The 21,856-nt window shown below is 63.4% G+C and carries 16 protein-coding genes; 9 read left to right on the forward strand and 7 right to left on the reverse strand.

Annotated elements, in window-relative coordinates; translation table 11 throughout:
• Nucleotides 1-40 precede the first annotated feature (40 nt).
• Both ABD937_RS15230 and ABD937_RS15235 read left to right on the forward strand, forming a co-directional pair.
• On the forward strand, nucleotides 41-1,000 hold the full coding sequence (locus tag ABD937_RS15230) for an SMP-30/gluconolactonase/LRE family protein (RefSeq protein ID WP_345256617.1): 960 nt from the start codon (nucleotides 41-43) through the stop codon (nucleotides 998-1,000).
• A 13-nt stretch (nucleotides 1,001-1,013) separates the two neighbouring features.
• Nucleotides 1,014-1,553: a VOC family protein gene (locus ABD937_RS15235; protein ID WP_345256618.1), complete on the forward strand. Its 540-nt coding sequence runs from the start codon at nucleotides 1,014-1,016 to the stop codon at nucleotides 1,551-1,553.
• A 332-nt stretch (nucleotides 1,554-1,885) separates the two neighbouring features.
• Here the strand turns inward: ABD937_RS15235 and ABD937_RS15240 are convergent, their stop codons facing one another.
• From ABD937_RS15240 to ABD937_RS15250, 3 genes are all read right to left on the reverse strand, one after another.
• Nucleotides 1,886-3,013, reverse strand: a complete 1,128-nt coding sequence (locus tag ABD937_RS15240) for a fatty acid desaturase family protein (RefSeq protein WP_345256619.1) — start codon at nucleotides 3,011-3,013, stop codon at nucleotides 1,886-1,888.
• Nucleotides 3,014-3,128: 115 nt separating this feature from the next.
• Nucleotides 3,129-3,575 (reverse strand): cold shock domain-containing protein, encoded by a 447-nt coding sequence (locus tag ABD937_RS15245; RefSeq protein ID WP_345256620.1) that lies wholly within the window; start codon nucleotides 3,573-3,575, stop codon nucleotides 3,129-3,131.
• Nucleotides 3,576-3,708: 133 nt separating this feature from the next.
• Nucleotides 3,709-3,921 carry a hypothetical protein gene (locus ABD937_RS15250; protein ID WP_345256621.1) on the reverse strand — a complete coding sequence of 71 codons (213 nt, stop codon included), beginning with the start codon at nucleotides 3,919-3,921 and terminating at the stop codon, nucleotides 3,709-3,711.
• A gap of 377 nt (nucleotides 3,922-4,298) precedes the next feature.
• On the opposite strand from ABD937_RS15250, the gene ABD937_RS15255 reads away from it, so the two are divergent.
• From ABD937_RS15255 to ABD937_RS15265, 3 genes are read left to right on the forward strand one after another with little or no spacing between them, the layout of a single operon-like run.
• Nucleotides 4,299-5,330, forward strand: a complete 1,032-nt coding sequence (locus ABD937_RS15255) for a LacI family DNA-binding transcriptional regulator (protein WP_345256622.1) — start codon at nucleotides 4,299-4,301, stop codon at nucleotides 5,328-5,330.
• Nucleotides 5,327-6,379 (forward strand): glycoside hydrolase family 53 protein, encoded by a 1,053-nt coding sequence (locus ABD937_RS15260; protein ID WP_345256623.1) that lies wholly within the window; start codon nucleotides 5,327-5,329, stop codon nucleotides 6,377-6,379. The genes ABD937_RS15255 and ABD937_RS15260 overlap by 4 nt, the downstream gene beginning before the upstream one ends.
• A 36-nt stretch (nucleotides 6,380-6,415) precedes the next feature.
• Entirely contained in the window at nucleotides 6,416-8,962 is a 2,547-nt protein-coding gene (locus ABD937_RS15265) for a glycoside hydrolase 5 family protein (RefSeq protein ID WP_345256624.1), read from the forward strand.
• Nucleotides 8,963-9,436: 474 nt separating this feature from the next.
• On the opposite strand, the gene ABD937_RS15270 is transcribed toward ABD937_RS15265, so the two are convergent.
• Both ABD937_RS15270 and ABD937_RS15275 read right to left on the reverse strand, forming a co-directional pair.
• A complete protein-coding gene (locus ABD937_RS15270) occupies nucleotides 9,437-10,024 on the reverse strand; it encodes a hypothetical protein (protein WP_345256625.1) in 588 nt (195 codons plus the stop codon).
• A 218-nt stretch (nucleotides 10,025-10,242) separates the two neighbouring features.
• A complete protein-coding gene (locus tag ABD937_RS15275) occupies nucleotides 10,243-11,271 on the reverse strand; it encodes a branched-chain amino acid aminotransferase (protein WP_345256626.1) in 1,029 nt (342 codons plus the stop codon).
• A 342-nt stretch (nucleotides 11,272-11,613) separates the two neighbouring features.
• On the opposite strand from ABD937_RS15275, the gene ABD937_RS15280 reads away from it, so the two are divergent.
• The 3 genes from ABD937_RS15280 to ABD937_RS15290 all read left to right on the forward strand — a co-directional run bounded on the left by ABD937_RS15280 (nucleotide 11,614) and on the right by ABD937_RS15290 (nucleotide 16,522).
• Nucleotides 11,614-13,059, forward strand: coding sequence for an aminotransferase-like domain-containing protein (locus ABD937_RS15280; protein ID WP_345256627.1), 1,446 nt, complete (start codon nucleotides 11,614-11,616; stop codon nucleotides 13,057-13,059).
• 241 nt (nucleotides 13,060-13,300) lie between these two features.
• The gene (locus ABD937_RS15285) at nucleotides 13,301-14,245 is read left to right on the forward strand and encodes a phosphatase PAP2 family protein (protein WP_345256628.1); all 945 of its coding nucleotides are present in this window, start codon (nucleotides 13,301-13,303) and stop codon (nucleotides 14,243-14,245) included.
• A 60-nt stretch (nucleotides 14,246-14,305) separates the two neighbouring features.
• Nucleotides 14,306-16,522, forward strand: coding sequence for a TonB-dependent receptor (locus ABD937_RS15290; protein ID WP_345256629.1), 2,217 nt, complete (start codon nucleotides 14,306-14,308; stop codon nucleotides 16,520-16,522).
• A 187-nt stretch (nucleotides 16,523-16,709) separates the two neighbouring features.
• Here ABD937_RS15290 and ABD937_RS15295 read toward each other — a convergent pair whose 3' ends face one another.
• Complete coding sequence (locus ABD937_RS15295; RefSeq protein ID WP_345256630.1) at nucleotides 16,710-19,346, reverse strand: MGH1-like glycoside hydrolase domain-containing protein; 2,637 nt, start codon at nucleotides 19,344-19,346, stop codon at nucleotides 16,710-16,712.
• Entirely contained in the window at nucleotides 19,321-20,535 is a 1,215-nt protein-coding gene (locus ABD937_RS15300) for an MFS transporter (protein ID WP_345256631.1), read from the reverse strand. Before ABD937_RS15300 ends, ABD937_RS15295 begins: the two co-directional genes overlap by 26 nt.
• Before the next feature lie 264 nt (nucleotides 20,536-20,799).
• Between ABD937_RS15300 and ABD937_RS15305 the strand changes: the two genes are divergently transcribed.
• Nucleotides 20,800-21,654: an FRG domain-containing protein gene (locus ABD937_RS15305; protein ID WP_345256632.1), complete on the forward strand. Its 855-nt coding sequence runs from the start codon at nucleotides 20,800-20,802 to the stop codon at nucleotides 21,652-21,654.
• The last annotated feature ends 202 nt before the right edge of the window (nucleotides 21,655-21,856 follow it).

A 21,856-nucleotide genomic window follows, 5' to 3' on the forward strand; every position in this document is an offset into this window, starting at 1 on the left:
CGCGCCGCGCTACCCTTACATTTGGCGATAACTCCCGCTGATGCGCACCTGTTTCTTCTTTTTGCTTTGCCTCGCGCTTGCCGCCTGCCGGGCCCGCAAACCGGCGCCATCGCCTGCCGCCGTCACGACGCTCCGCGATGCGGCGCTCATCCCCGAAGGCATCGCGGTGAACCCGGTGAGCGGTGCCGTGTATGTAAGCAGCCTGCACCGGCGCAAGGTGGTGCAGGTGCGTGCCGACGGCTGGCTGCAGGAGCTCTTCCCTGCCGGCAGCGAGGGCTTCCTGATGGGCCTTGGCATGAAGGTCAGCACCGACGGCAGCACCCTGTGGATGTGCAGCGCCCTGCTCGACGGCAGCAAGGCACCCGGACTTTTCCGCTATGACCTCACGGCGCGCCGTATCACCGGGCGCTACCTGCACGACTCCGCCCTGTTCCTGAACGACCTGGCGCTGCATCCCGATGGCAGTGTCTATGTTACCGATACCTATCGCGGGGCGGTCTTCCGGCTGCCACCCGGCGGCAGCGCCCTGGAACTCTGGAGCCGGCAGCCTGCCTTCTCCTATGCCAACGGGATCGCCAGCTCGGCCGACGGCCGCCTCCTGTTCGTAGCCTCCGGCGACAAGGGTGTTCAACGGGTCGACCTGGCCACGAAGGAAGCGGTGTCCGTAACCCGCGGCACCCGTACCGATTATGCCGTTGACGGACTGCTCCTGCACGGCAGCAGCCTCATCGGGGTGATCGGCTGGCCCCACGACCGCCCGGAGCAGCACCGCATCATCCGTTACCGCCTCACGGCCGAAGGCTACCTCGACGGGGCAGAAACGATACGCGGTGCCGACTCGCTGCTGCTCATGCCCACCACCGCCGCCGTCAGCGGCAACGAGCTGCTCGTGCTCGGGCGCACCAACCTGGCCCTGTTCAACCGGCACTGGAAGGGCATGGAGCGGGTGTTCGACTCGCTGCAGCGTTCCGTAATACTACGTGTCCCGATCGCGAACTAAAACGATGAAACCGATGAAGCTTCCCTTCCTCTTGCCCCGCTATGCTCCGCTCCGGAAGCTACTGACGATGTCCGTGCTGCTGTTGGGCGCCGGGATATCCGCCGCTGCCCAGGCCCGCGACAGCAGCCGCCTTGCGCCCGACCTCCTGAGCATCGTCGTCACCGACATCCGTATTGCTACGGAATGGTACCGGGACCGGCTCGGGTTTTCGACCGTGCGGGAGATCGACCTGCCGGAGCGCGACAGCCTGCGCATCGTGTTCCTGAAGCGCGACTCCTTCCTGCTGGAGCTCGTGGGCAAGCGCACCGTGTTCGGGATCGGCAGCAAGGTGCCGGGCTACGACCGCTTCAACGATCCGCGCCTCGCCGGGTTCAACAAGGTCTCCTTCCGCGTGCCGGACATCGAAGCCTGGGAGCGCCGGCTGAAAGCGAAGGGCGTTCTGTTCCACCTGCCGCTGATCCACGACCGCAACTTCGGGCTCCGCACCTTCATCATCGCCGACCCCGACGGCAACCTGGTGCAATTCGTTCAGTACGATGCGGCCCGGCAGTAAAAGACTTGGCGACTGGTTAAGATCATGTGCTTCCAACAAGTGCTCATGAGATCGCCACATTCTGTGGGCCGTCACTTTTGCGGAGGCCGCAAGCGGCCTCGGCACGCGACGGCGCGACGGCACAACGGCGCGACGATAAAATGCAAAGGAGAATTCTTCGCACATAGCCACTTCGCTGCGCCGCCACCCGCCGCGTCGCTGCGTGTAAAAGGCCGCTTGCGGCTTTGCTGGCCAACCAGTTTGCTTTGAACAACTTTTCAGGGAATGCTACTCTCCTGCGCAAAAGAAAAGCCCCTGCGTAGCAGGGGCTTCAAATAATTTCTCCGGCCGGATCATTCCGCCGTGGCCAACACCGGCCTGCCGGCATTGGTGGTCACGTAGCTCAGTTGCGTAACGCCCTGGCCGAGGCGCTTCATGGTGCGCACGTGCGACGCGATGGCCGACGATACCGTGGGGAAGCTGTGGTAGGGAACGCCGAAGCGGCGGCAATGCTCCTGCACGATGGCGCTGAGGGCGGGGTAATGGATGTGGCTGATCCGCGGGAAGAGGTGGTGCTCCACCTGGTAGTTGAGGCCGCCCACGAACCAGTTGACGAAGCGGTTGCGCGGCGCGAAGTTGGCCGTCGTGCGCAGCTGGTGGATCGCCCACTCCGTTCCGATCACCCGGTCTTCGTCGCCCACCGACTCGAATTCGGGTCCTTCCACGGCGTGCGCCAGCTGGAAGGTGTAGGAGAGCACCACGCCGGCCACAAAGTTCATGGTGACGTATCCGGCCAGCCAGGGCAGCGGGCCGAGCACCATGATCGGGAAGATGATGTATACGAAGTAATAGAAGGCCTTGCTGATCCAGAAAGTAAGGTGCTCGGCGAAGTCCATCGGCGGCAGGGGCGTATTGTGTACGCGCCCGGTGAAATACTTCACGAAGTCGCGGAAGGCAACCCAGTGCATCAGGGAGAGGCCGTAGGCGAGCGTGAGGTACACGTGCTGGTAGCGGTGCACCTTCATCCAGGCCTGCGAGGGGCTCTGGCGCAGCCACTTGCTCTGCGCGATGTCGTCGTCGAGGCCTTCGATGTTGGTATAGGTGTGGTGGATGATGTTGTGTTTCTGCTTCCAGAAAAAGGCGTTGCCGCCGAGTACGTTCATGGTAAGGCCCATCACGTTGTTGACCCACTTCTTATTGGAGTAGGAGCCGTGGCAGGCGTCGTGCATCACGTTGAAGCCGAGGCTGGAGATGACGCAGCCGAGGAGCCCGCAGGCCAGCAGGGCGGGGAAGGCCGGCAGGAGGTCGAGGAGCAGCACGGTATAAAGGCCGATGCCAAGGGGAAAGAGCACGAGTGCCTTGTGGTAGAGCTTCCAGCCGCCGGTCTTAGACAGCCCGCGCTCCTTGAAATAAGCTTCCACCGATAGCCGGAGCGACCGGAAGAACTGGTTGTTTGTGTTGTCAAAGGTTACTTTAGCCATGAAGTTGGTTTAAGGGTAGCGGAAAGATAGCACATGACGGGATCGGCGAAAAGGTGTAAACGGAAATCGGCGCCGGAGCGCCGTTCTGCTAACCCGGGACGAGGCGCTGCGGTCATTACTGCTTGCGTACGTTGAGGGCCACGGGGCCACGGTCGCCGTCGGTGACCTCGAAGGTGACCTTGTCGGTTTCCATGATGGGCTCGGTGCATTGCTCGATGTGCACGAAGATGCGCTCGCCGGAGCGGGCATCCACGATAAAGCCGAAGCCTTTGGCCTTGTTGAAGAATGATACCGTGCCGTTGCGCGGTCCGGCGTCGGCAGCCTCATCGGTGCGGCGGGCCACCACGTCGGGGATTTCTTCGAGGGTGAACTCGCGCTTCTTGCCCGGGTCCGGCGGCGCCGACGTCAGGTTGCCGTCCTCATCCAGGTAGGCCATCATGTCGTCGAGGCTCTTCTTTGGAGCGCTTTTCCGCTCCTGCATCTTTTCCTGCTTCTCCTGGCGCTGCTTCTGCTTTTTGCGCTCGAGTTCCTTTTTGTGAAAGCTTGCTTTTGATTTCGCCATAAATGATCGTTGATGAAAAAGGCCGGGCCTTTACAAGCAGCAAGATACGTCAGGATGGGGGCATCTGGCAGTTTTGCCCCCGGAACTTGTTGGCTGCGGGAGCCGGCGTGGGGGTTTTTAACAGGAAAGTGGATCAGGAGCGCGGTGCGGGCGCGGCGCCGCCGGCGCCGGGAAGCTGGATCCGGGCAGCCGGGTCGCACTGGTTGACGCGGTCGAGCTCCGGCGCGGTAAAGTGGCCGCTCAGGGTAAGCTGCGCGATATTGATGCGGTAAGGCCGCTCATCCAGTGATTTGAAAAAAGACGTCAGCCCCCGGAGGTCGCTGAACTGAAGTAAGGCTTCTTGCATGAACAATCAACTTCTGTTCCGGGGGAACGTTCCTCCGGGCGTTAAAAGTAGGGATTCCGGCGGGATCCGCAAAGCGGTGCGGTTCGCCCTCAGTTGGCCTGCAGCTGCAGCCAGAGGATCACGAGCACCGTGATCACCGTTAGTACGATGCCGAAGGCATAGAGGGGCCGGTTCGGGTTGCGGCCGTAACGATCTTTGCTCATAGTTGGTCGTGGGTTAAATAGACGGGGCGTGCCTGTAATTTAGGCTTTTTGTCGATCAGTGCAGCGCGGTTTCCGGGCGCCGGGAAGCAGTCACCTGATCATCAAAGCGTTATCGCGAGACATTTTTTTACCCGGCAGTGGTAAATCCGCTATTTTCATGCAAACGATTGCACCTTGGCAAAGAAGGTCACCATTCACGACATCGCCCGCGAGCTGCAGGTCAACGCGGCCACCGTTTCGCGGGCGCTCAACGATCACCCGGCCATCTCGGCCCGCACCAAGGAAGCCGTACGCAAGGTGGCCCGCCGCCTCCACTACCAGCCCAACAGCATTGCCGCCTCGCTGCGCTCCGGTCGCTCCCGCATCCTCGGCGTGCTCATCCCGAGTGCCGAGATCACGTTCTTCGGCTCCGTGGTACACGGCATCGAGCGCGTTGCGGCCGCGGAGGGCTACACGGTGCTCATCTACCAGACCAATGAGTCGGAGGAAGGCGAGCGAAAGGGCGTGGAGACCTTCCTGCGCTCGCGCGTGGACGGGGTGCTGGCCTCCATCGCCAAGGGCACACGCGACCTGGCACACCTCCAGGATCTGAAGCGCCGCGGCGTGCCGCTGGTGCTCTTCGACCGCGTATCCGCGGAGGCCGGAGTGCCTTCCGTATCCATCAACGACAGCGCCGCCGCCTTTATGGCCACCGAGCACCTCCTGCAGCAGGGCTACCGCCGCATCGCCTATATCTCCGGGCCGCTGCACGTGCCCATCTGGAAGGAGCGCCTGAAGGGCCACCGCAAGGCACTGAAGAAATACGGTCTGCCTGCCGACCGCGCGCTGCTGCGTGAGGGCGACGTTTCGATCGGATCCGGCGCGGCCTGCATGGAAGCGCTGCTCCGCCTCCCCGAGCCGCCCGACGCGGTGTGCTGCGTCGAAGACTATACCGCGCTCGGCGCCCTGCAGGCCCTCCGTCGCGCGGGCATCGCCGTACCCGGCCAGGTCGGTATCATCGGCTTTGCCAACGAATTGTTCGGCCAATACATCGAGCCCGCGCTCTCCACCATCGACCAGCAAACGATCCGCATGGGCGAGGAAGCCGCGCGTCTTTTCTTTGAGCTTTCCGCCGGGAAGTTCTATGGTTCCGCCCCGCGCCACATCGTGCTGGAGCCGCAGCTCATCATCCGTCAATCATCCGTAAAGATCCACACAGCATCATGAGAACTTTGCTCCTGCTCTGCCTCGCCGCCATCGGCTTTGCTTCATGCAAAAAGGAACGCCAACCCGCAGTGCCCACGCCCCTGCCACCGGTACCGGTGGATACGACCACCGTCGCCGTCACTGACTCCTTTGCCAAAGGCGCCGACGTCAGCTGGATCACGGAAATGGAAGCGGCCGGTCGCCGCTTCTACAACAGCGCCGGCGCCGAAATGGAGGGGATGGCTCTCCTCAAAAGCCTTGGGATGAACACGATCCGCCTCCGCGTATGGGTAAACCCGGCGGGTGGCTGGAACGGAAAGAACGATGTGCTGGCAAAGGCGCTGCGCGCCAAAGCGCTCGGCATGCGGGTAATGGTCGATTTTCACTACAGCGACTCCTGGGCCGACCCCGGGCAGCAAACGAAGCCCGCCGCCTGGGCAGCCTTGAACCTGCAGGGACTGAAGGGCGCGCTCGCGGCGCACACCGTAGATATACTGTCGGCGCTCCGAACGGCGGGCGTGACGCCCGAATGGGTGCAGGTGGGCAACGAGACCAACAACGGGATGCTCTGGCCCGAGGGGCGCGCCTCTTCCAACATGGCCGCCTACGCGGCGCTCGTTGATACGGGTTACGTGGCAGTGAAATCGGTATTCCCTGCGGCAAAGGTGATCGTACACGTATCCAACGGCTGGGACAACGGGCTCTTCACCTGGAACATCGGCGGGCTCGTCAGCAACGGCGCCCGCTTCGACGTCATCGGGCTCTCGGTGTACCCGACGCTCAGCAACTGGGCTACGACCAACGGCGAGGTGGCCATGAACATGAACAATATGGCCGCGCGCTACAACAAGCACGTGATGGTGGTGGAGGTGGGCATGCCCTGGGACAGCCCCCAGGAATGCGGCCCCTTTATCGCCGACCTCATCCGGAAGACCCGCGCCGTGCCCAATAGAAAAGGCCTTGGCGTACTGTACTGGGAGCCCCAGGCCTACGGCGGCTGGAAGGGCTACACGCTCGGCGCATTCGACAACTCCGGCAAGCCCACCCCGGCGCTCGCCGCTTTCCAATAAACGCGGGCTGCATCAGCCCGGATTATCAACACCCACATGATGAACACATTCTTCCCTCGCCGGATCCTCCAGCTCGCCTTCCTGTTTATCGCAACAACAGCTGCCGCGCAGAAGCGCAATCCCGGCAACCCCGTATACGTAGATAAGGGCGGCGTGCTCCGCTGGACGCGCGACGGCAAAGAGGCCGCTTTTTTTGGTGTCAACTACACCGTGCCCTTCGCCTATGGCTACCGCTCGCACAAGGCGCTGGGATTAGACCTTGAAAAGGCCATCGACGCCGATGTGCACCATCTGGCGCGCCTCGGCCTCGACGCTTTCCGGGTGCACGTGTGGGACGTGGAGATCTCCGACACGGCCGGAAACCTGCTGCAGAACGAGCACCTGCGCCTCTTCGATTACCTCCTGGCCCGGTTGAAGGAGAAAAGGATTAAAATACTGGTAACGCCCATCGCCTTCTGGGGCAACGGCTACCCCGAGCCCGATACCAAAACGCCGGGCTTCGCCACGAAGTACGGCAAGGGTCCGTCGGTAGTGAAGGAGGAAGCGTTTGTAGCACAGGAGAATTACCTGCGCCAGTTCTTCCGGCACGTGAACCCCTACACGGGGATGACCTACACGGCCGACCCCAACGTGATCGCGATGGAGATCAACAACGAGCCGCACCACAGCGGCCCGCGCGCCCGTACCACGGAATACGTAAACCGGATGGCCGCTGCCGTGCGGAGCACCGGCTGGTCGAAACCGGTGTTCTACAACATCTCCGAGTCGCCTTCCTATGCCGGCGCGGTGGCTGCCGCCAATGTAGACGGGCATAGCTTCCAGTGGTATCCGACGGGCCTGGTGGCCAACCGCGAGCTACGGGGCAATTTCCTGCCGCATGTAGACCGCTACCACATTCCCTTCTTCGATTCGATCCCGGCGGTGCGGGCCCGCGCGCTGATGGTGTACGAGTTCGATGCCGGCGATATCTACCAGTCCAACATGTACCCGGCCATGGCACGGGCATTCCGCACGGCGGGCTTCCAGTGGGCCACCCAGTTTGCCTACGACCCGATGGCGACGGCCTATGCCAACACCGAATACCAGACGCATTTTCTCAACCTTGCCTATACGCCGGCGAAAGCCATCAGCCTGCTCATCGCCGGCAAGGCCTTTCACCGGCTCCCGCGGAAAAAATCCTGGGGCACCTTCCCGGCCGACACCACCTTCGACGCCTTCCGCGTCAGCTACGGGCAGGACCTCAGCGAGATGAATACGGAGGAGGAGTTCTACTATACCAACAACACGACCACCCAGCCAAAGAATGCCGCCGCGCTGCAGCACATCGCCGGCGTGGGCTCCTCGCCGGTGGTGCAGTACGCCGGTTCCGGCGCCTACTTCCTCGATAAGGTGAGCGAGGGCCGCTGGCGCCTCGAGGTCATGCCCGACGCGGTGCGGTTCCGCGATCCCTTCGGCAAGGCATCGCCATCGCGCGAGGCCGTGCGCATTCACCATGCCGCCCGGCGGATGACGCTGCGCCTCCCGGGATTGCCGGACGGCTTCCGGCTGCAGCGCACCGACAGCGCCGGCTTCGGAAGGATCATCCACAACGACAATGGCTTTATCGTGGAGCCGGGTGTATACGAATTGTCGGCAAGTGGGGTTGCAGCGGCGGGCACCGCGCCCTTCTATGCGCCCGCTTCGTATACCGGCGCGCCCTATGCCGTACACGAGCCGGCCGGCGAAGTAGCTGCGGGCAGCGTCTTTCAGCTGCCGGTGCGCATCGGTGGGGCCGACAGCGGCGCGCGCGCCTCGCTGGAGCTGCGGCATTCGCTCGGCAAGTGGAAAACAGTGCCGATGCAGCGCCGCGACGGGCAGACCTTTGTGGGTGAAGTGCCGGCCGAGATGACCGAGGGCGGGCTCCTGCAATACCGGGTGCTGCTGCAACAGGCTTCCGGCGCACAATACACGTTCCCTGCCGGGGTCAAAGGGAATCCCTATGCCTGGGACGCGGCCAACGACGATACCTGGCAAACCTTCGTAACGCCCGGGAGCACGCCGCTCGCCCTGTTCGACGCCACCCGCGACCGGGGCCGGCTGTCGCAATGGACCGGCGACTGGCGCCGCAATACCATCGGCTTCGCCGCCGCCGGTGAGCCGGGCCGCCTGCTGCTCCGTGCGGTCATGACCGCGCCCTCGGCCGGACAGCTCACCGGCTGGCAGCTCTTTGTCGGCGATCACCTGGCCTCGCGTGCCCCGGACGCCGCTTTCTCGACGGTGGTGGTGCGGGGAAGTTCGGCGGAGGGCCGCTCGCTGCGCCTGACCCTCATCGATGCCAACGGCAACGCCGTGTCGGCACTCGTGTCGCTACCCGCCAGCCCGTCGACCGTAGAAATACCGCTCACCGATTTCCGGCCTGCACCTGCGGTGCTGTTGCCGCGCCCGTACCCGGGCTTCCAGCCCCTCCTGTTTGAAGGAAGCGCCGCGGTACCCTTCGACATCCGGAAGGTGGACAAGCTCCAGTGCAGCTTCGGCCACGACGTGAATGCAGCCCTGGCCGGTAAGCGTCAGAGCATGGAGGTGGAATGGATCCGGCTCCGGTGATCAGGCCGGTAGGTATGTATGACATTGCCGTAACCCGTTCGGCAAACAATGTGCTGCCACGTGTATTTGGATTGCAGTTTGAGTCGTGCTTTATGTGGCAACAGGTCCAGCATTGACCTTGTTTTTTTACGCTCCCGAAGCTTCGGGAAGAGCAAGGGATTTTTCTGCAGGTGCGGGGATAGCGGGTCGTTTACAGGCCGACGTTTCCGGATACGGGTAGCGCCCCCCCCGAAGGCTGCGGCTTTTCTTCAAGGACGCAAAGGGAAAGCGGCAAGCGGCTAAATGGGACAGATTCGGTTCTCCCTGGACGAGTCCGGGTGCATCTTCCGAGAATACAGGTACTACAGACATCGTGCCCGGACTCCCCGTCATTTGCGTTCGCTGCGCGCCTATGCGCGAAACCGGCTTTCATCTTAAGGATCACCCGGCGAAAATGGCAGCGAAGCAATCACGGTCGCTCATCGAAAATGCCGCTCAGGGCTTGTCGTAATTGGCCTGGATCATCTGGTGAAGCTGCAAGATGAGGTTGATCTCAAGGCCTACCTGTTGCTCGTGCTGCAACATGAAGCCGTCCTTGGTCACCTTCTGGTTGTTCTTCCGGTCGAGCATCCGCAGCCGCACGGACGCCTTGGCGGGCTGCATCGTTCCGGGGTGATAGCGTTGCTCGGGCGTGTTCACATACACCACGCGGCTTTCCATGTTGCCTGTTGCGGGGTTGAGCCCGCGCTGTACCGTGGGGCGGGAAACATTCACCGTTTCGTAGCGCGGCGGGCCCATCACGGGCTCGCGCAGGTCGAGGTCGATGTCCACCACGTGATCCGCATAGTAGCCGCTGCGCGTATCGTCTTTCGTGTTCACGAAGTAGCGCACCCGCTTGCTTTTCTTGAAGCGGTTGAGGTGGGCCACCAGCGTATCGACCGTATACTCGGTGAGGAAGTTGTTTTTCGACGAGTAGATCGCTACCGTACGCACGGAGTCGGGGATGGCGTTGCTCTGGGCGTGGGCAGCGTCCGCAAGCAGGAGCAGCAACAGCAGGAGGCCGGAGGGCAGGATGCTTTTCATGTCTGGTCGGTTGGTGTCCCTAAGTTAAGACATCCTCGCTTAAGTGCGGTACACGGGAAGCTGCCTCGGATTGACGGCCACGCTACCGTGTCGTGAGGCATGAAGCGCCGAGGCGTAAGGAGGACATTCATTGGTATCGGAAAGTCGCTACTTAACGGACGCCTCACGCGGGACACCCGGGGTGTCAATTCAGAGAAAATCTCTATCTCCGTCGCCCATCAAATTACGATCGTGTTCCATTCCTGCGGGTCGGGCAGGAGGCCCCGGCGCAGGTCGGTGAGGTAGCGCCGCGCCCGCATGCAGAAATGTTGCTCAGATAGAGGCGGCAGCTCAAGGCGCTCGCCCCGTACGGTGATCGAGGCCAGCGGCGCCACCACGGCGGCGGTGCCGCAGCCGAAGGCTTCCTGCAGGGTGCCCGCGCGGTGCGCTTCCACCAATTCCTTTGCCGGGATACGGCGCTCTTCCACCGCGATCCCGAGCGTGCGGGCATACTGCAGCACCGAGTCGCGCGTGATGCCGTCGAGGATCGTGTCGGAAAGTGGCGGCGTCACCAACACATCGTTGATCCGGAACAGCACGTTCATCGTGCCCGACTCCTCGAGGTGCAGGTCGTCGGAGCCGTCGGTCCACAACACCTGGTCGAAGCCTTCGGCGCGGGCGAGCTGCGTGGGGTAGAGGGCGCCGCCATAGTTGCCCCCGCATTTGGCAGCACCCACGCCACCGGGAGCGGCGCGGATGTAGCGGTCTTCCACCTTCACGTGCAGCGGCCTCGGGTAAAGCCCGGCCACCGGCCCCGTGAACACGAGGAACAGGTACTCTTCCGATACGCCCACGCCAAAGCGCTCCTCGGTGGCAATGAGAAACGGACGCAGGTAAAGCGCGCCGTCGGCGTCCTCCGGCACCCAGGCCGCATCTTTCGCCACCAATGCCGTCAATCCTTCCGTGAACAGCGCTTCCGGTACGTGCGGCATGCACATGCGGTCGGCCGACCGGCACAGTCGCCGGTAATGGTCGGCCACGCGGAAGAGCGAGATACGCCCGTCGGCGCGGCGAAAGGCCTTCATGCCCTCGAAGATCGTTTGCCCATAGTGGAGGCAGAGCGCCGCGGGCGAGAGCGACAGGTTGCCGAAGGGGAGGAGCTCGTAATCGCTCCAGCTGCCCTGCGCATAGCGCGCCAGGAGCATGTGGTCGGAAAAGGCTTTGCCGAACGCCGGTGCGGCAGGGGTCGTGGCAGGAGCAGGGTGCATGGGCATTTTTTTAGATGAGTGGCATTGGGCTTCGGATCGGACAGGCTCCGGATTCGTGAGGCGTCAGGCGTGAGCGGGAGTTTCTTCAAGTGGAAGGCTCCTGCCCGCACACAACACCCGGCAGATGCTGCGCACGCTCTTTCGAAACACATACACGGAGCTTGTTACTGTATCTGTGATCGCTCTCCTTGTAGTGATTCGCGAAGCGTGCTGTGAAGTTTCCAGGCGTAACCACTTTCTCCTCACGCTTCACGCCTCCCGACGACGCTCCACAAAATTGATGGAGGAGCGGCGACCGGAACAGATACAAAAAGTATATTTTTGGGCATAACAGTTACCCCCATGGCCGTTCTTTCCCCATCCCGCACCGACTTCCGCTACCTCCAGCTTTCCCGCAGCATCGAGCAGCAGATCCGCGACGGCGTGTGGAAGTGCGGCGACAAGCTGCCCTCCGTGCGCAGCCTCTGCCGCGAGCAGGGCATCTCCATGAGCACCGTGCTGCAGGCCTACCTCGAGCTCGAGAAGAAAGCGCTGATCGAGTCGCGGCCGCAATCAGGCTACTACGTGAGCTATTGGCACCGCCAGCTGCCGCCGGTGCCCGGTGCGAGCCAGCCTTCGGCGCTGTCGGAAGTGAGCGAGCCCGACGACATGATCCGCAAGGTGTACAGCCAGCTGGGCAGGGAGGGCCTTGTGCCGCTTTCGCTCAGTGTGCCCTGCGATGCCCTGCTGCCCGTAGCCAAGCTCAACAAAGCGATGATCGCGGCGATGCGCGAGCTGCCCGGCTCCGGCACCGGGTACGAGGAGGTGCAGGGCTACCGGCCGCTGCGCCGCCAGGTGGCGCGCTGGTCGCTCAGCTGGCAGGGGCACCTGAATGAGGAAGACATCGTGACCACCGCCGGCTGCATGAATGCGCTCAGCCTCTCGCTGATGACGCTCACCCGGGCCGGTGATACCATCGCCGTGGAAAGTCCCGTCTACTTCGGCATCCTGCAATTGGCGCGCTCGCTTGGCCTGCATGTGCTGGAGCTACCCACCCACCCGCAGACCGGCGTGGAGCCCGATGCGCTGCGGGCAGCGGTTAAGGGCGGCAAAGTGAAGGTCTGCCTGCTGGTGCCCAACTTCAACAACCCGCTCGGCTCCTGCATGCCCGACGCGCACAAGAAGGAGGTCGTAGAAATACTGGAGTACTACGGCGTGCCGCTCATCGAGGACGATCTCTACGGCGACGTGTATTTCGGTGATGCGCGTCCGCGCAGCTGCAAGTCGTATGACGAGAGCGGCAACGTGCTCTGGTGCGGCTCGGTATCGAAAACGCTGGCGCCCGGCTACCGCGTGGGCTGGGTGGCGCCCGGGCGGCACAAGGAGGCGCTCATCCGCCTCAAGCACTACCACTCCATCGCCTCGGCTACGCTGCCACAGGCCGTGATCGCGAGCTTCCTCGAAAACGGGCGCTACGAGCACCACCTGCGCCGCCTCCGCAGCACGCTGCAGGCCAATGCCTTCCAGTTCATCCGGGCGGTCAGCCGTTACTTTCCCGAAGGCACGCGCGTGAGCCGTCCGCAAGGTGGCTTTGTGCTTTGGGTGGAACTCGACCCTCGTGTGCAGACCGCTTCACTCTACGACGCCGCCATTCGCCAGGGCATCAGCATCACGCCCGGCCGCATGTTCACGCTGCAGCAGCAATACCATCATTGCATGCGCCTCAGCTACGGCCACATCTGGAACGCGGAGCTCGACAACACCTTGAAGCGCCTCGGCCGACTCGTGCATCTCGAGCTCGGCGCCTGAAAAGTTGCTTCACTCAAGTGAGTATGAGAAGCGGCCGCAAGCGGCCTTATCACGCCACGGCGCAACGACGCTGCGACAGTAAAATGCAAGGAAAAATATGTTGCACATTTCGGCTTCGCTGCGGCGCCCCCCGAAACTTCGGGGCGCCGCGTCGCCGCGCGAAACAGGCCGCTTGCGGCCTTGCCGGCCTATCAACTAATTCAAACAGCGGCTAAGGCATTTTTTTTGGAGGGGCAAGAGCATGCCTCCTCAAAAATTCCCGACCCTGCAACGACCCTTTTTCCTGTTGCTCGGCTGCCTCTCGCTTGGGGTGACGCAGGCGCAGCCGCCTGCCGACAGCTCCGTGCTTCGCGACTCCTTGGTTTCCTCACCGGGGATCGTGCGGCTGACGCCGCGGGCCTACGGCGGCCTCCTGCTGCGCAACATGCGCGACGCGTTCACGAAGCCTTTTCACATGAGCCGGCGCGACTGGGGCAATGCCGGCAAGTTTGCGCTGGCAGCGGGTGCCCTCGCGTTTGCCGACCTGCCGGTGCAGCGGGCGGCCGTGCGCTGGCGCAACCGCTCGGGAACGCTCCGTACCCTCAGCGCACAGGTAACGGAGTTCGGTGGCGATTACGAGGGCATGGTGATCGGCGGCATCGGCGTATATGGTTTCCTCGCCAAAAAGCCCAGGATGCAGACGGCCGCATTGCTCGCCACGCAATCCTACCTCACCGGCTCCGCACTCTTTGCCGTGCTCAAGAAGCTCACGGGCCGGCAGCGGCCGTATATCACCGATCCGAATACGCAGGAAGTGAGCCCGCGCTTTTTCGGGCCCTTCTATAAAACACCGCCGAACCCGGGCGGCGGCAGCACCAACAGCGCCTTTCCTTCGGGCCATACCACGGTCAGCTTTGCCGCCGCCACGGTGTTTGCCGAAATGTACCCCGACCGGAAGTGGGTGCCCGTTCTTTCCTATTCCGTGGCCACCCTCGTGGGACTGAGCCGCATCACCGAGAACAGGCATTGGGCCACCGACGTGCTGGCCGGGGCGGCGCTCGGCTACCTCACGGGCAGGCTCACGGTACGCAACTACAAACGCTATGCAGCTTCACAAGCGGGCGCCGGGGTACGATCCCGCACCTCGTTTCGCCTGTCGTATGCCTACGGGCAGGTGCTGCCAGGGCTCGTGCATACTTTTCGCTGAAAGCAATGCTGATTCCATGAATGGTGTTCCCGGCAGGTGGCCATTGCCGAATTTTGACGCATGGCCCTCCTGAGAATCCTGCTTTTACTCTCCTGCTGCCTTTCTGCTTCGGGCGCGGGCGCACAGCACGTGTTCCGCGGCCGCATCCTGGGTGGCGGGCTGCCGCTCGAACTGGCCACGGTTTCAATAGCCGGGAGCCCCCTGCGCGTGTCGAGCGACGTTACGGGACGTTTTCAGTTTTCGTACGGTAAGACCTCCGCGCAGGTAACGGTATCGTATGTGGGCTATAGCCCCGTGCAATTCACGCTGCAGGCCGGCACCGAGCCCCTGATCCGGCTGCAGCCGCAGGAGGTGAGCCTCCAGGAGCTCACCCTCGCCACCAGCGCCGTGGTACCCTTCCGGCAACTCACCCGCGTGGATGGCCTGGTGCGCCCGGTGATCAACACACAGGAGCTACTGCGCACCGCCCCGGGCCTCATCATCGCACAACATGCCGGCGGCGGCAAGGCCGAGCAGATCTTTCTGCGCGGCTTCGACTCCGACCACGGCACCGACGTGGCGGTGAACGTGGACGGCATGCCGGTGAACATGGTGTCGCATGCGCACGGGCAGGGTTATGCCGACGCGCACTTCGTGATCCCGGAAACCGTGTCGACCGTCGACTTCGCACCTGGTCCCTATGGTGCTACGCAGGGCAACTTCTCCACGGCCGGGCAGATCGACCTTTCGACCTATCGCACCCTGCCTGCGAGCCGGGTGCAGCTGGAGGCAGGCCGCTTCGGCACGGCCCGCGCACTCGTGCTCGCCAACCTGCTGCGGGCCGACGCGTCGCGCAGTGCCTACGTGGCCGGTGAATACTACTACACCAATGGGCCTACGCTGCAGCCGCAGGACTTTCACCGCATCAACCTCTTTGCGAAATACCACACCCCGCTGGGCCAGCGCGACGAGCTGACGGTGAGTGCCTCCACGTTCGGCTCTTCGTGGGATGCCTCGGGCCAGATCCCGCAACGAGCGGTCGATGTCGGCATGAGCCGCTTCGGGGCCATCGATCCTACCGAGGGCGGCAATACGTCGCGGCAGAACCTCAACCTCCTGTGGCTGCACCGGAACGGCAGCGACCGCTACTCCGAGCACCGCTTCTATTACACGCTCTATGATTTCAACCTCTACTCCAACTTCACCTTCTTCCTGAACGACCCGGTGCGCGGCGACGGCATCAACCAGCGCGAGCGCCGCGACCTGCTGGGCCTGCATTCGCGCTTCGTGCGGAAACGGGCGCTCGGGAATGGTACGCTGCGCTCCACCTGGGGCACCGGCATCCGTTACGATGCGGTGCCCGAAACAAGGCTCCAGCGCCAGCAACAACGCACGCTGCTCGAAGACCTGCAGCGTGGCGCCGTGCGCGAGGCCAATGCGTTTGCCTATACGGCGCAGCAATGGCGGGCCGGCCGCTGGCTGCTCGAAGGTGGCCTGCGGGTAGACGGGCTCTGGTCACGCTACCGCGACGATCGCGCCGGTGGCAGTTCGGCACGTTCCGGCGGCCTGCTGCAGCCAAAGCTCAGTGTGCAGTATGAGTGGAATGCGCAGCTGCAGCTCGTGGCGAAAGGGGGTAAGGGCTTTCATTCCAACGATGCGCGCGTACTGCTCGGTGCGCCCACTCGTGACGTGCTGCCCGCTGCCTGGGGCGCCGACCTCGGACTCCAGTGGAAGCCCGCACCCAGGCTCTTTTTCGGCCTCACCGCGTGGACCCTGTTCCTGGAGCAGGAGTTCGTGTATGTGGGCGACGAGGGCATCGTGGAGCCGAGCGGCCGCACGCTGCGCCGCGGTGTGGACCTGCAGGCGCGGTGGCAGGCCGGGCGCTACTGGTTCGTGAACGTGAACCTGAATGCGACGCGCCCGCGAGCCCTCGACGAGCCCAAGGGTGCCGACTATATTCCGCTGGCGCCCGTGCTGAGCAGCAACGGGGGCATCTTTTTCAAGCACGACCGCGGCCTCAACGGCAGCCTCAGCTACCGCTACCTCCGCAACCGGCCCGCCAACGAAGACAACAGCATCGTGGCCCACGGCTATTTCGTGGCCGACGCCGCACTGCAATACACAGCGAAGCGCTTCGAGGCCGGCGTGGTGATCGAAAACCTCTTCGATGCCGAATGGAACGAAGCCCAGTTCGCTACCGAGTCGCGGCTGCGCAACGAGGCCGCCCCCGTGAACGAGCTGCACTTCACGCCGGGCAACCCCTTCGCCGCGCGCCTCCGGGTGGCCTACCTTTTTTAGCGGGAGGCGTCAAGCGTGAGCGGGTGAGCAGGCGAGCGGGCCATCTTCACAACTGTTCATTTCCTGTAGCACGTAGCCGGGGTTGAACAAGAAACAGGCACACCATCCGGTGTGCCTGTTTCTTTTAAAGGCGGGCAGAACTTTCCGATCCTAGCGATGCTCTCCCTCACGCCTGACGCTTGACGCTCTACGACATCGTCTCCAGTTCCTGCGGGGCAGCTGCTTTCGACGCGCAATGGTCCTTGATCAGCTCGGCGATGAGGGCCGTCCAGCCAGTCTGGTGGCTCGCGCCGAGGCCGGAGCCCGTATCGCCGTGGAAGTACTCGTAGAACAGCACCAGGTGCTCGTTGCCCACGCGGCGGTAGAACTCGTTGTAGGCGCCATAGCAGGGCCGGTCGCCGTGCTCATTGCGGGTGAACAGCGAGATGACGCGCTCGGTGAGCGCATCCGCCACCGCGCACAGGGTCATCTTCTCGCCGGAGCCGGCCGGGTATTCCACCAGCAGGCTGTCGCCATAGAACTGCCCGTAGCGGCGCAGCGAGCGGATGATGAGGTAATTGATCGGGATCCATACCGGGCCGCGCCAGTTGGAGTTGCCGCCGAAGATCTCCGAGGTGGAGTCGCCCGGGTCGTAGGTGATGCTGTACACGTTGCCGTCCACCGTTACCGAGTACGGGTGCTCGCGGTGGTCCTGCGAGAGCGCGCGGATGCCCCCGGGCGAGAGAAATTCCGACTCGTCGAGCATGCGCTCCAGTAGAAATACGAGGCGCTCGCGCTTCACCAGCGACAGCAGGATCTCTTCGCCTTCGCCCCGCTCCTCGTTGGGCCAGAATTTGTTGTTCTGCTTTCGGTAGTTCTCGAACCAGGTGGTACGCCGCAGGAAGTCGGGGAGGCGCTGCAGCGTATCGCGGCTGATGGTAGATACGGCGAAGAGCGGCGTAAGGCCCACGATGCTTTTGATGCGCAGGGAAATAGGTTCCGATCCGTCGATGGAGAGGACGTCATAAAAGAACTTGTCCTCCTTGTTCCAGAGGTGGTGCTCGTTGAGCGATTCGGCGATGAGCACGAAGTGCTCGAAGAACTTGGTGGCCGTATCCTCGAAGGTGGGGTCGTGGCGTGCGATCTCGAGCGCGATGTCCATCATGTCGAGCGCATAGGTGCCCATCCAGCTCGTGCCGTCGGCCTGCTCCAGGTGCATGTGGCCGGCATAATGACTCCGGTTGAATACACCGATATTATCGAGGCCGAGAAAGCCGCCTTCGAAGATGTTGTTGCCGTTGCGGTCCTTGCGGTTCGTCCACCACGTGAAGTTGATGAGCAGCTTCTGGAAGATCTTCTTGAGAAAGGCGATGTCGCCGGTGCCGGTCTTGCGCTGCTCGATCGAATAGACCTCGTAGGCGGCCCAGGCGTGCACGGGCGGGTTCACGTCGGAGAAGTTCCACTCGTAGGCCGGCAGCTGCCCGTCGGGCTTCATGTACCACTCGCGCATCACGAGCAGGAGCTGCTGCTTGGCGAAGGCGGGGTCCACATCGGCAAGGGCGATGCACTGGAAGGCGAGGTCCCAGGCGGCGTACCAGGGGTATTCCCACTTGTCGGGCATCGCAATGATGTCGTGGTTCTTGAGGTGCTGCCAGTCGTGGTTGCGCCCGGTGAGGCGTTGCGGGATGGCGGGCATGATGCCGTCGCCCTGGTGCAGCCAGCGCTCCACGTCGAAATTGTAGAACTGCTTGCTCCAGAGCAGCCCGGCCACGGCCTGGCGGTGGAGGCGGCGCAGGTCGTCGGAAACGGGGTCGGGGAGGAGGCTCTTGTAGTAGGCGTCGGCCTTGGCCTTCTGGCGGGCGAATACAGCGAGGAATCCTGGCTCGAAGGGCACGTCCTGCAGCGTATCGGTGAGGCGCACGAAGATGGTGCGTACGCCGCCGGCCGGCACCCGCCACTTCTGTACGAAGGCGGCCTTGGTGCCGCTCACCCGATTGGCGAGGTCCTCGGTGCCAGTGCCGCCGATGATCGCATTGTGAAAGGCATCCTTGCAGAAGGGGTCGTTGGGGCCGTCGCCGTTGAGGCGCCCGAAGTTGGTGCTGTTCTCGGTGATCCACGCAGGCGCCTCTCCGTAGAAATACAGGAACCGCTCGCCGAGGTCGGGGTGCAGGGCCCGTAGGCTTCCCTGGGTGCCTCGCGACAGCTTCGGGCGCAGGGGTGCATACTGCTCGATGGTGTGTCCTGAGAACCACAGGGTGGGCAGTACGGTGAGGTCGGCCGCGCGGTGGTAGCGGTTGTGTACCTCGATGCGGATGAAGATGTCCGAGGGGCCTTCCTTCGCATAGGTGATGTGCACATCGAAATAGCGGTCGTCGTTGAAGATACCCGTGTCGAGCAGCTCGTACTCGGGGTCCAGCTTGCCGCGCGCGGCATTGGCCGACTTGAGCCCCTCGTACGGGAATTCCAGCTGCGGGTATTTGTAGAGGAACTCCATGTAGCCGTGGTCGGGCATGTTGTCGAGGTAGTAATACAGCTCCTTCACGTCCTCTCCGTGGTTGCCCTCGTAGTTGTGGAGTCCGAAGAGGCGCTCTTTCAGGATGGGGTCGCGCCCGTTCCATAGTGCGATGCCGAAGCACAGCTGCTGCTGGCGGTCGGAGATGCCGGCGAGCCCGTCCTCGCCCCACTTGTAGGCCCGGAAATGGGAGTGCTCGAAGGGAAAGTAGCCCCAGGCGTTGCCGTCGCCGCTATAGTCTTCGCGTACGGTGCCCCACTGGCGCTCGCTCAGGTAAGGGCCCCAATCGGGTATGCTGGTATCGGGATTATGATAGGGTAGCTTCGGGTTCATGCGTTACAGTTTTAGGTTGGGCCCGTTGCTTTTCAGCGGGGCGGTAGGTGCGGGCCAGCAGCAGCACCAGTAGGCCTACGGCGGCGATCCCGGCAAACGACACCCGGAGTCCGAAGAGCCCGCCGATAAAGCCGATGAGCGGCGGACCGCTCAGGAAGCCGAAGAAGGCGATGCTCGATACCGCTGCCAGCGCGATGCCCGGTGCGCCGGTGGCCGTGCGGCCGGCCTCGCTGAAAACGAGCGGCACTACCGACGACACACCGAAGCCCACCAGCAAAAAGCCTGCGATCGCGTAAGGTAGGTCAGGAACCGTTACGGAGAGGAGCAGCCCGGCCGTAATGAGCGCGCCGCTGAGCTGCACGGTGCGTGAAAAGCCGAGGCGCTGCGCGACCCCGTCGGCGAGGAAGCGGCCCGTGGCCATGGTGGCCATGAAGGCCGTGTACCCCGCACCCACCCAGGCGGCAGGCGCCTGCACCACCCGCTCGAAGTAGATGCCGCTCCAGTCGAACATACAGCCTTCGGCGAGCATGCAGCAGAAGGCCAGCAGCCCGAGCCGGAGGAGGGGCTTGCCGGGCCAGGTAAAAAGCTTTTGCGGCCCGGAGGGGCGCTCCTCGTTGGGCAGCAGCCGCGCCAGGCAGGCAGCCAGCCCGACCAGGATGAACGCCGCCACCCCGGCAAAGTGGGCGAGGGGCCGGATGTCGTTCCCGATCATATAGGTGCCGATGCCGGCGGCAGTGAAGCCGGCCAGGCTCCAGAGGCCATGGAAAGAGGCCATGATCGGGCGCCGGTAGCGGGCCTCCACGCCCACGGCCTGCGTGTTCATGGCGATGTTGGCCGTGTTGCCCACGAGGCCGAAGCCCACCAGTACGGCCAGCAGGGCGGGTACGGTGGTGGCGGCGCCGATGCACAACAGGAGGGCAGCATACAGAACGAGGGCCCAGGATACGACGCGGCGGCTGCCAAAGCGGGTCACGAGGGCGCCGGCCAGGGGCAGCCCGAGCAGGGAGCCCACGGGCAGGGCCAGCAGGAGGGCGCCGAGCGCCGTGTGGGAAAGGTGCAGGGAAGCCTGTATGGTGGGGATCCGCGATGCCCAGCTGGCAAAGCAAAGGCCCTGCAGGAAGAAGAGGCCGCTGACAGCCACCCGGTACGTGGGGTTAGTTCTTGCTATGTTGGATGTCCGTTCGCGCATAGTTTCCTTTTTGCCGCACCCAACCAGGGGCGGTTTCATACACATAGCAGGAAGGCAACCGGGAATGGCCATGGACGCACTAATTTCAGGCCACGGCTCCTAATGTGTACTGAATACACAAATATAGGGCCATCCGGCCGCCTGGCCCGATCCGGGGGTAGCCGGGCGGGGGAGGGGCTCTGGGAACCGCTGGGGGGCAGGGGGCGGCCGGTGCTGTACGAGCGGGTGGGGGCGGCTGGCGCGGGATTTTGAGTAATGCCGGTGATGGACGCTTTGTACACTACGATCGCACTTACGCACTGGAGCGATTTCCGCAACCTTGTAGACAAACTCTCCGAGAACTGGGTATTCCGGGGCCAGGCCGAAGCGGCATGGGACCTCCAGAATACCATCGAGCGCACCGATTTTATCCGCCTCCGCCCGGAGATCGAGGCCGAGTTCATGGCCGAATTCCAGCGGGGCGCGCGCAACTACCTTACGCGCGACCAGATCCCGGAGCACCTCATCGAATGGCTGGCGCTGATGCAGCACCACGGCGCGCCCACCCGGCTCCTCGACTTCACGAAGTCGCCCTTCATCGCCGCTTATTTCGCCTTCGAGATCGCCCTCGCCGAAGGCGGGGGCAACGTCGCCATCTGGGCCATCAACATCCACTACCTGAAGCAGCGCTCGCTGGAGGCGCTGCGGGCGCAGTACGGCCGCGAGCTCGAGGCAAGCCGCAACATCGTGAACGAGACCCTCTTCGAAAAGATCTTTCACGGCAACCACTGTAGCCTCGTGTTCCCGGTAGAACCCTTCCGGATGAACCGGCGCTATTCGCTGCAGCAGTCCACCTTCGTGAGCACCGGCCGCGCGGCCGAGCCCTTTATGGAGCAGTTGCGCTTCCTGGGCACCGAGATGGAGCGGGCGGTGCTCAAGATCGAGCTGCCCGCGGTGCTGCAAAAGCAGGTGTTGCGCGAGTTGCAGCGGATGAACCTGAACCGTGCCTCCCTGTTCCCCGACCTCGATGGCTACGCCGCGTCGATGCGCCTGCGCTACAACAGCATGCGCACGCCGGAGGAAGTGCTGGCCGACGGGATGCGGAAGCTGGAGGATGGCGAGTACCGGTTTTTGCCGTGAGGAGGGGAGGGAATATCGAACAGGGAACAGGGAATATCGAACAGGGAACAGGGAATAAGGAACCTGGTGGCGTGTGCGCTACTGCTCTTCCAGCAAGGGATGGGAAGGGGGTGGTCGGCTGATGGGAAGTACAAAGTTTGGGAAGGCGAAACACACGCAAGAAGGACGTTCCTGCAGTTGCTTGTTCCGCCGCACCGCACAA

The organism is Flaviaestuariibacter amylovorans, from assembly GCF_039541815.1.
In the GTDB taxonomy this organism is placed as follows: domain Bacteria; phylum Bacteroidota; class Bacteroidia; order Chitinophagales; family Chitinophagaceae; genus Flavisolibacter; species Flavisolibacter amylovorans.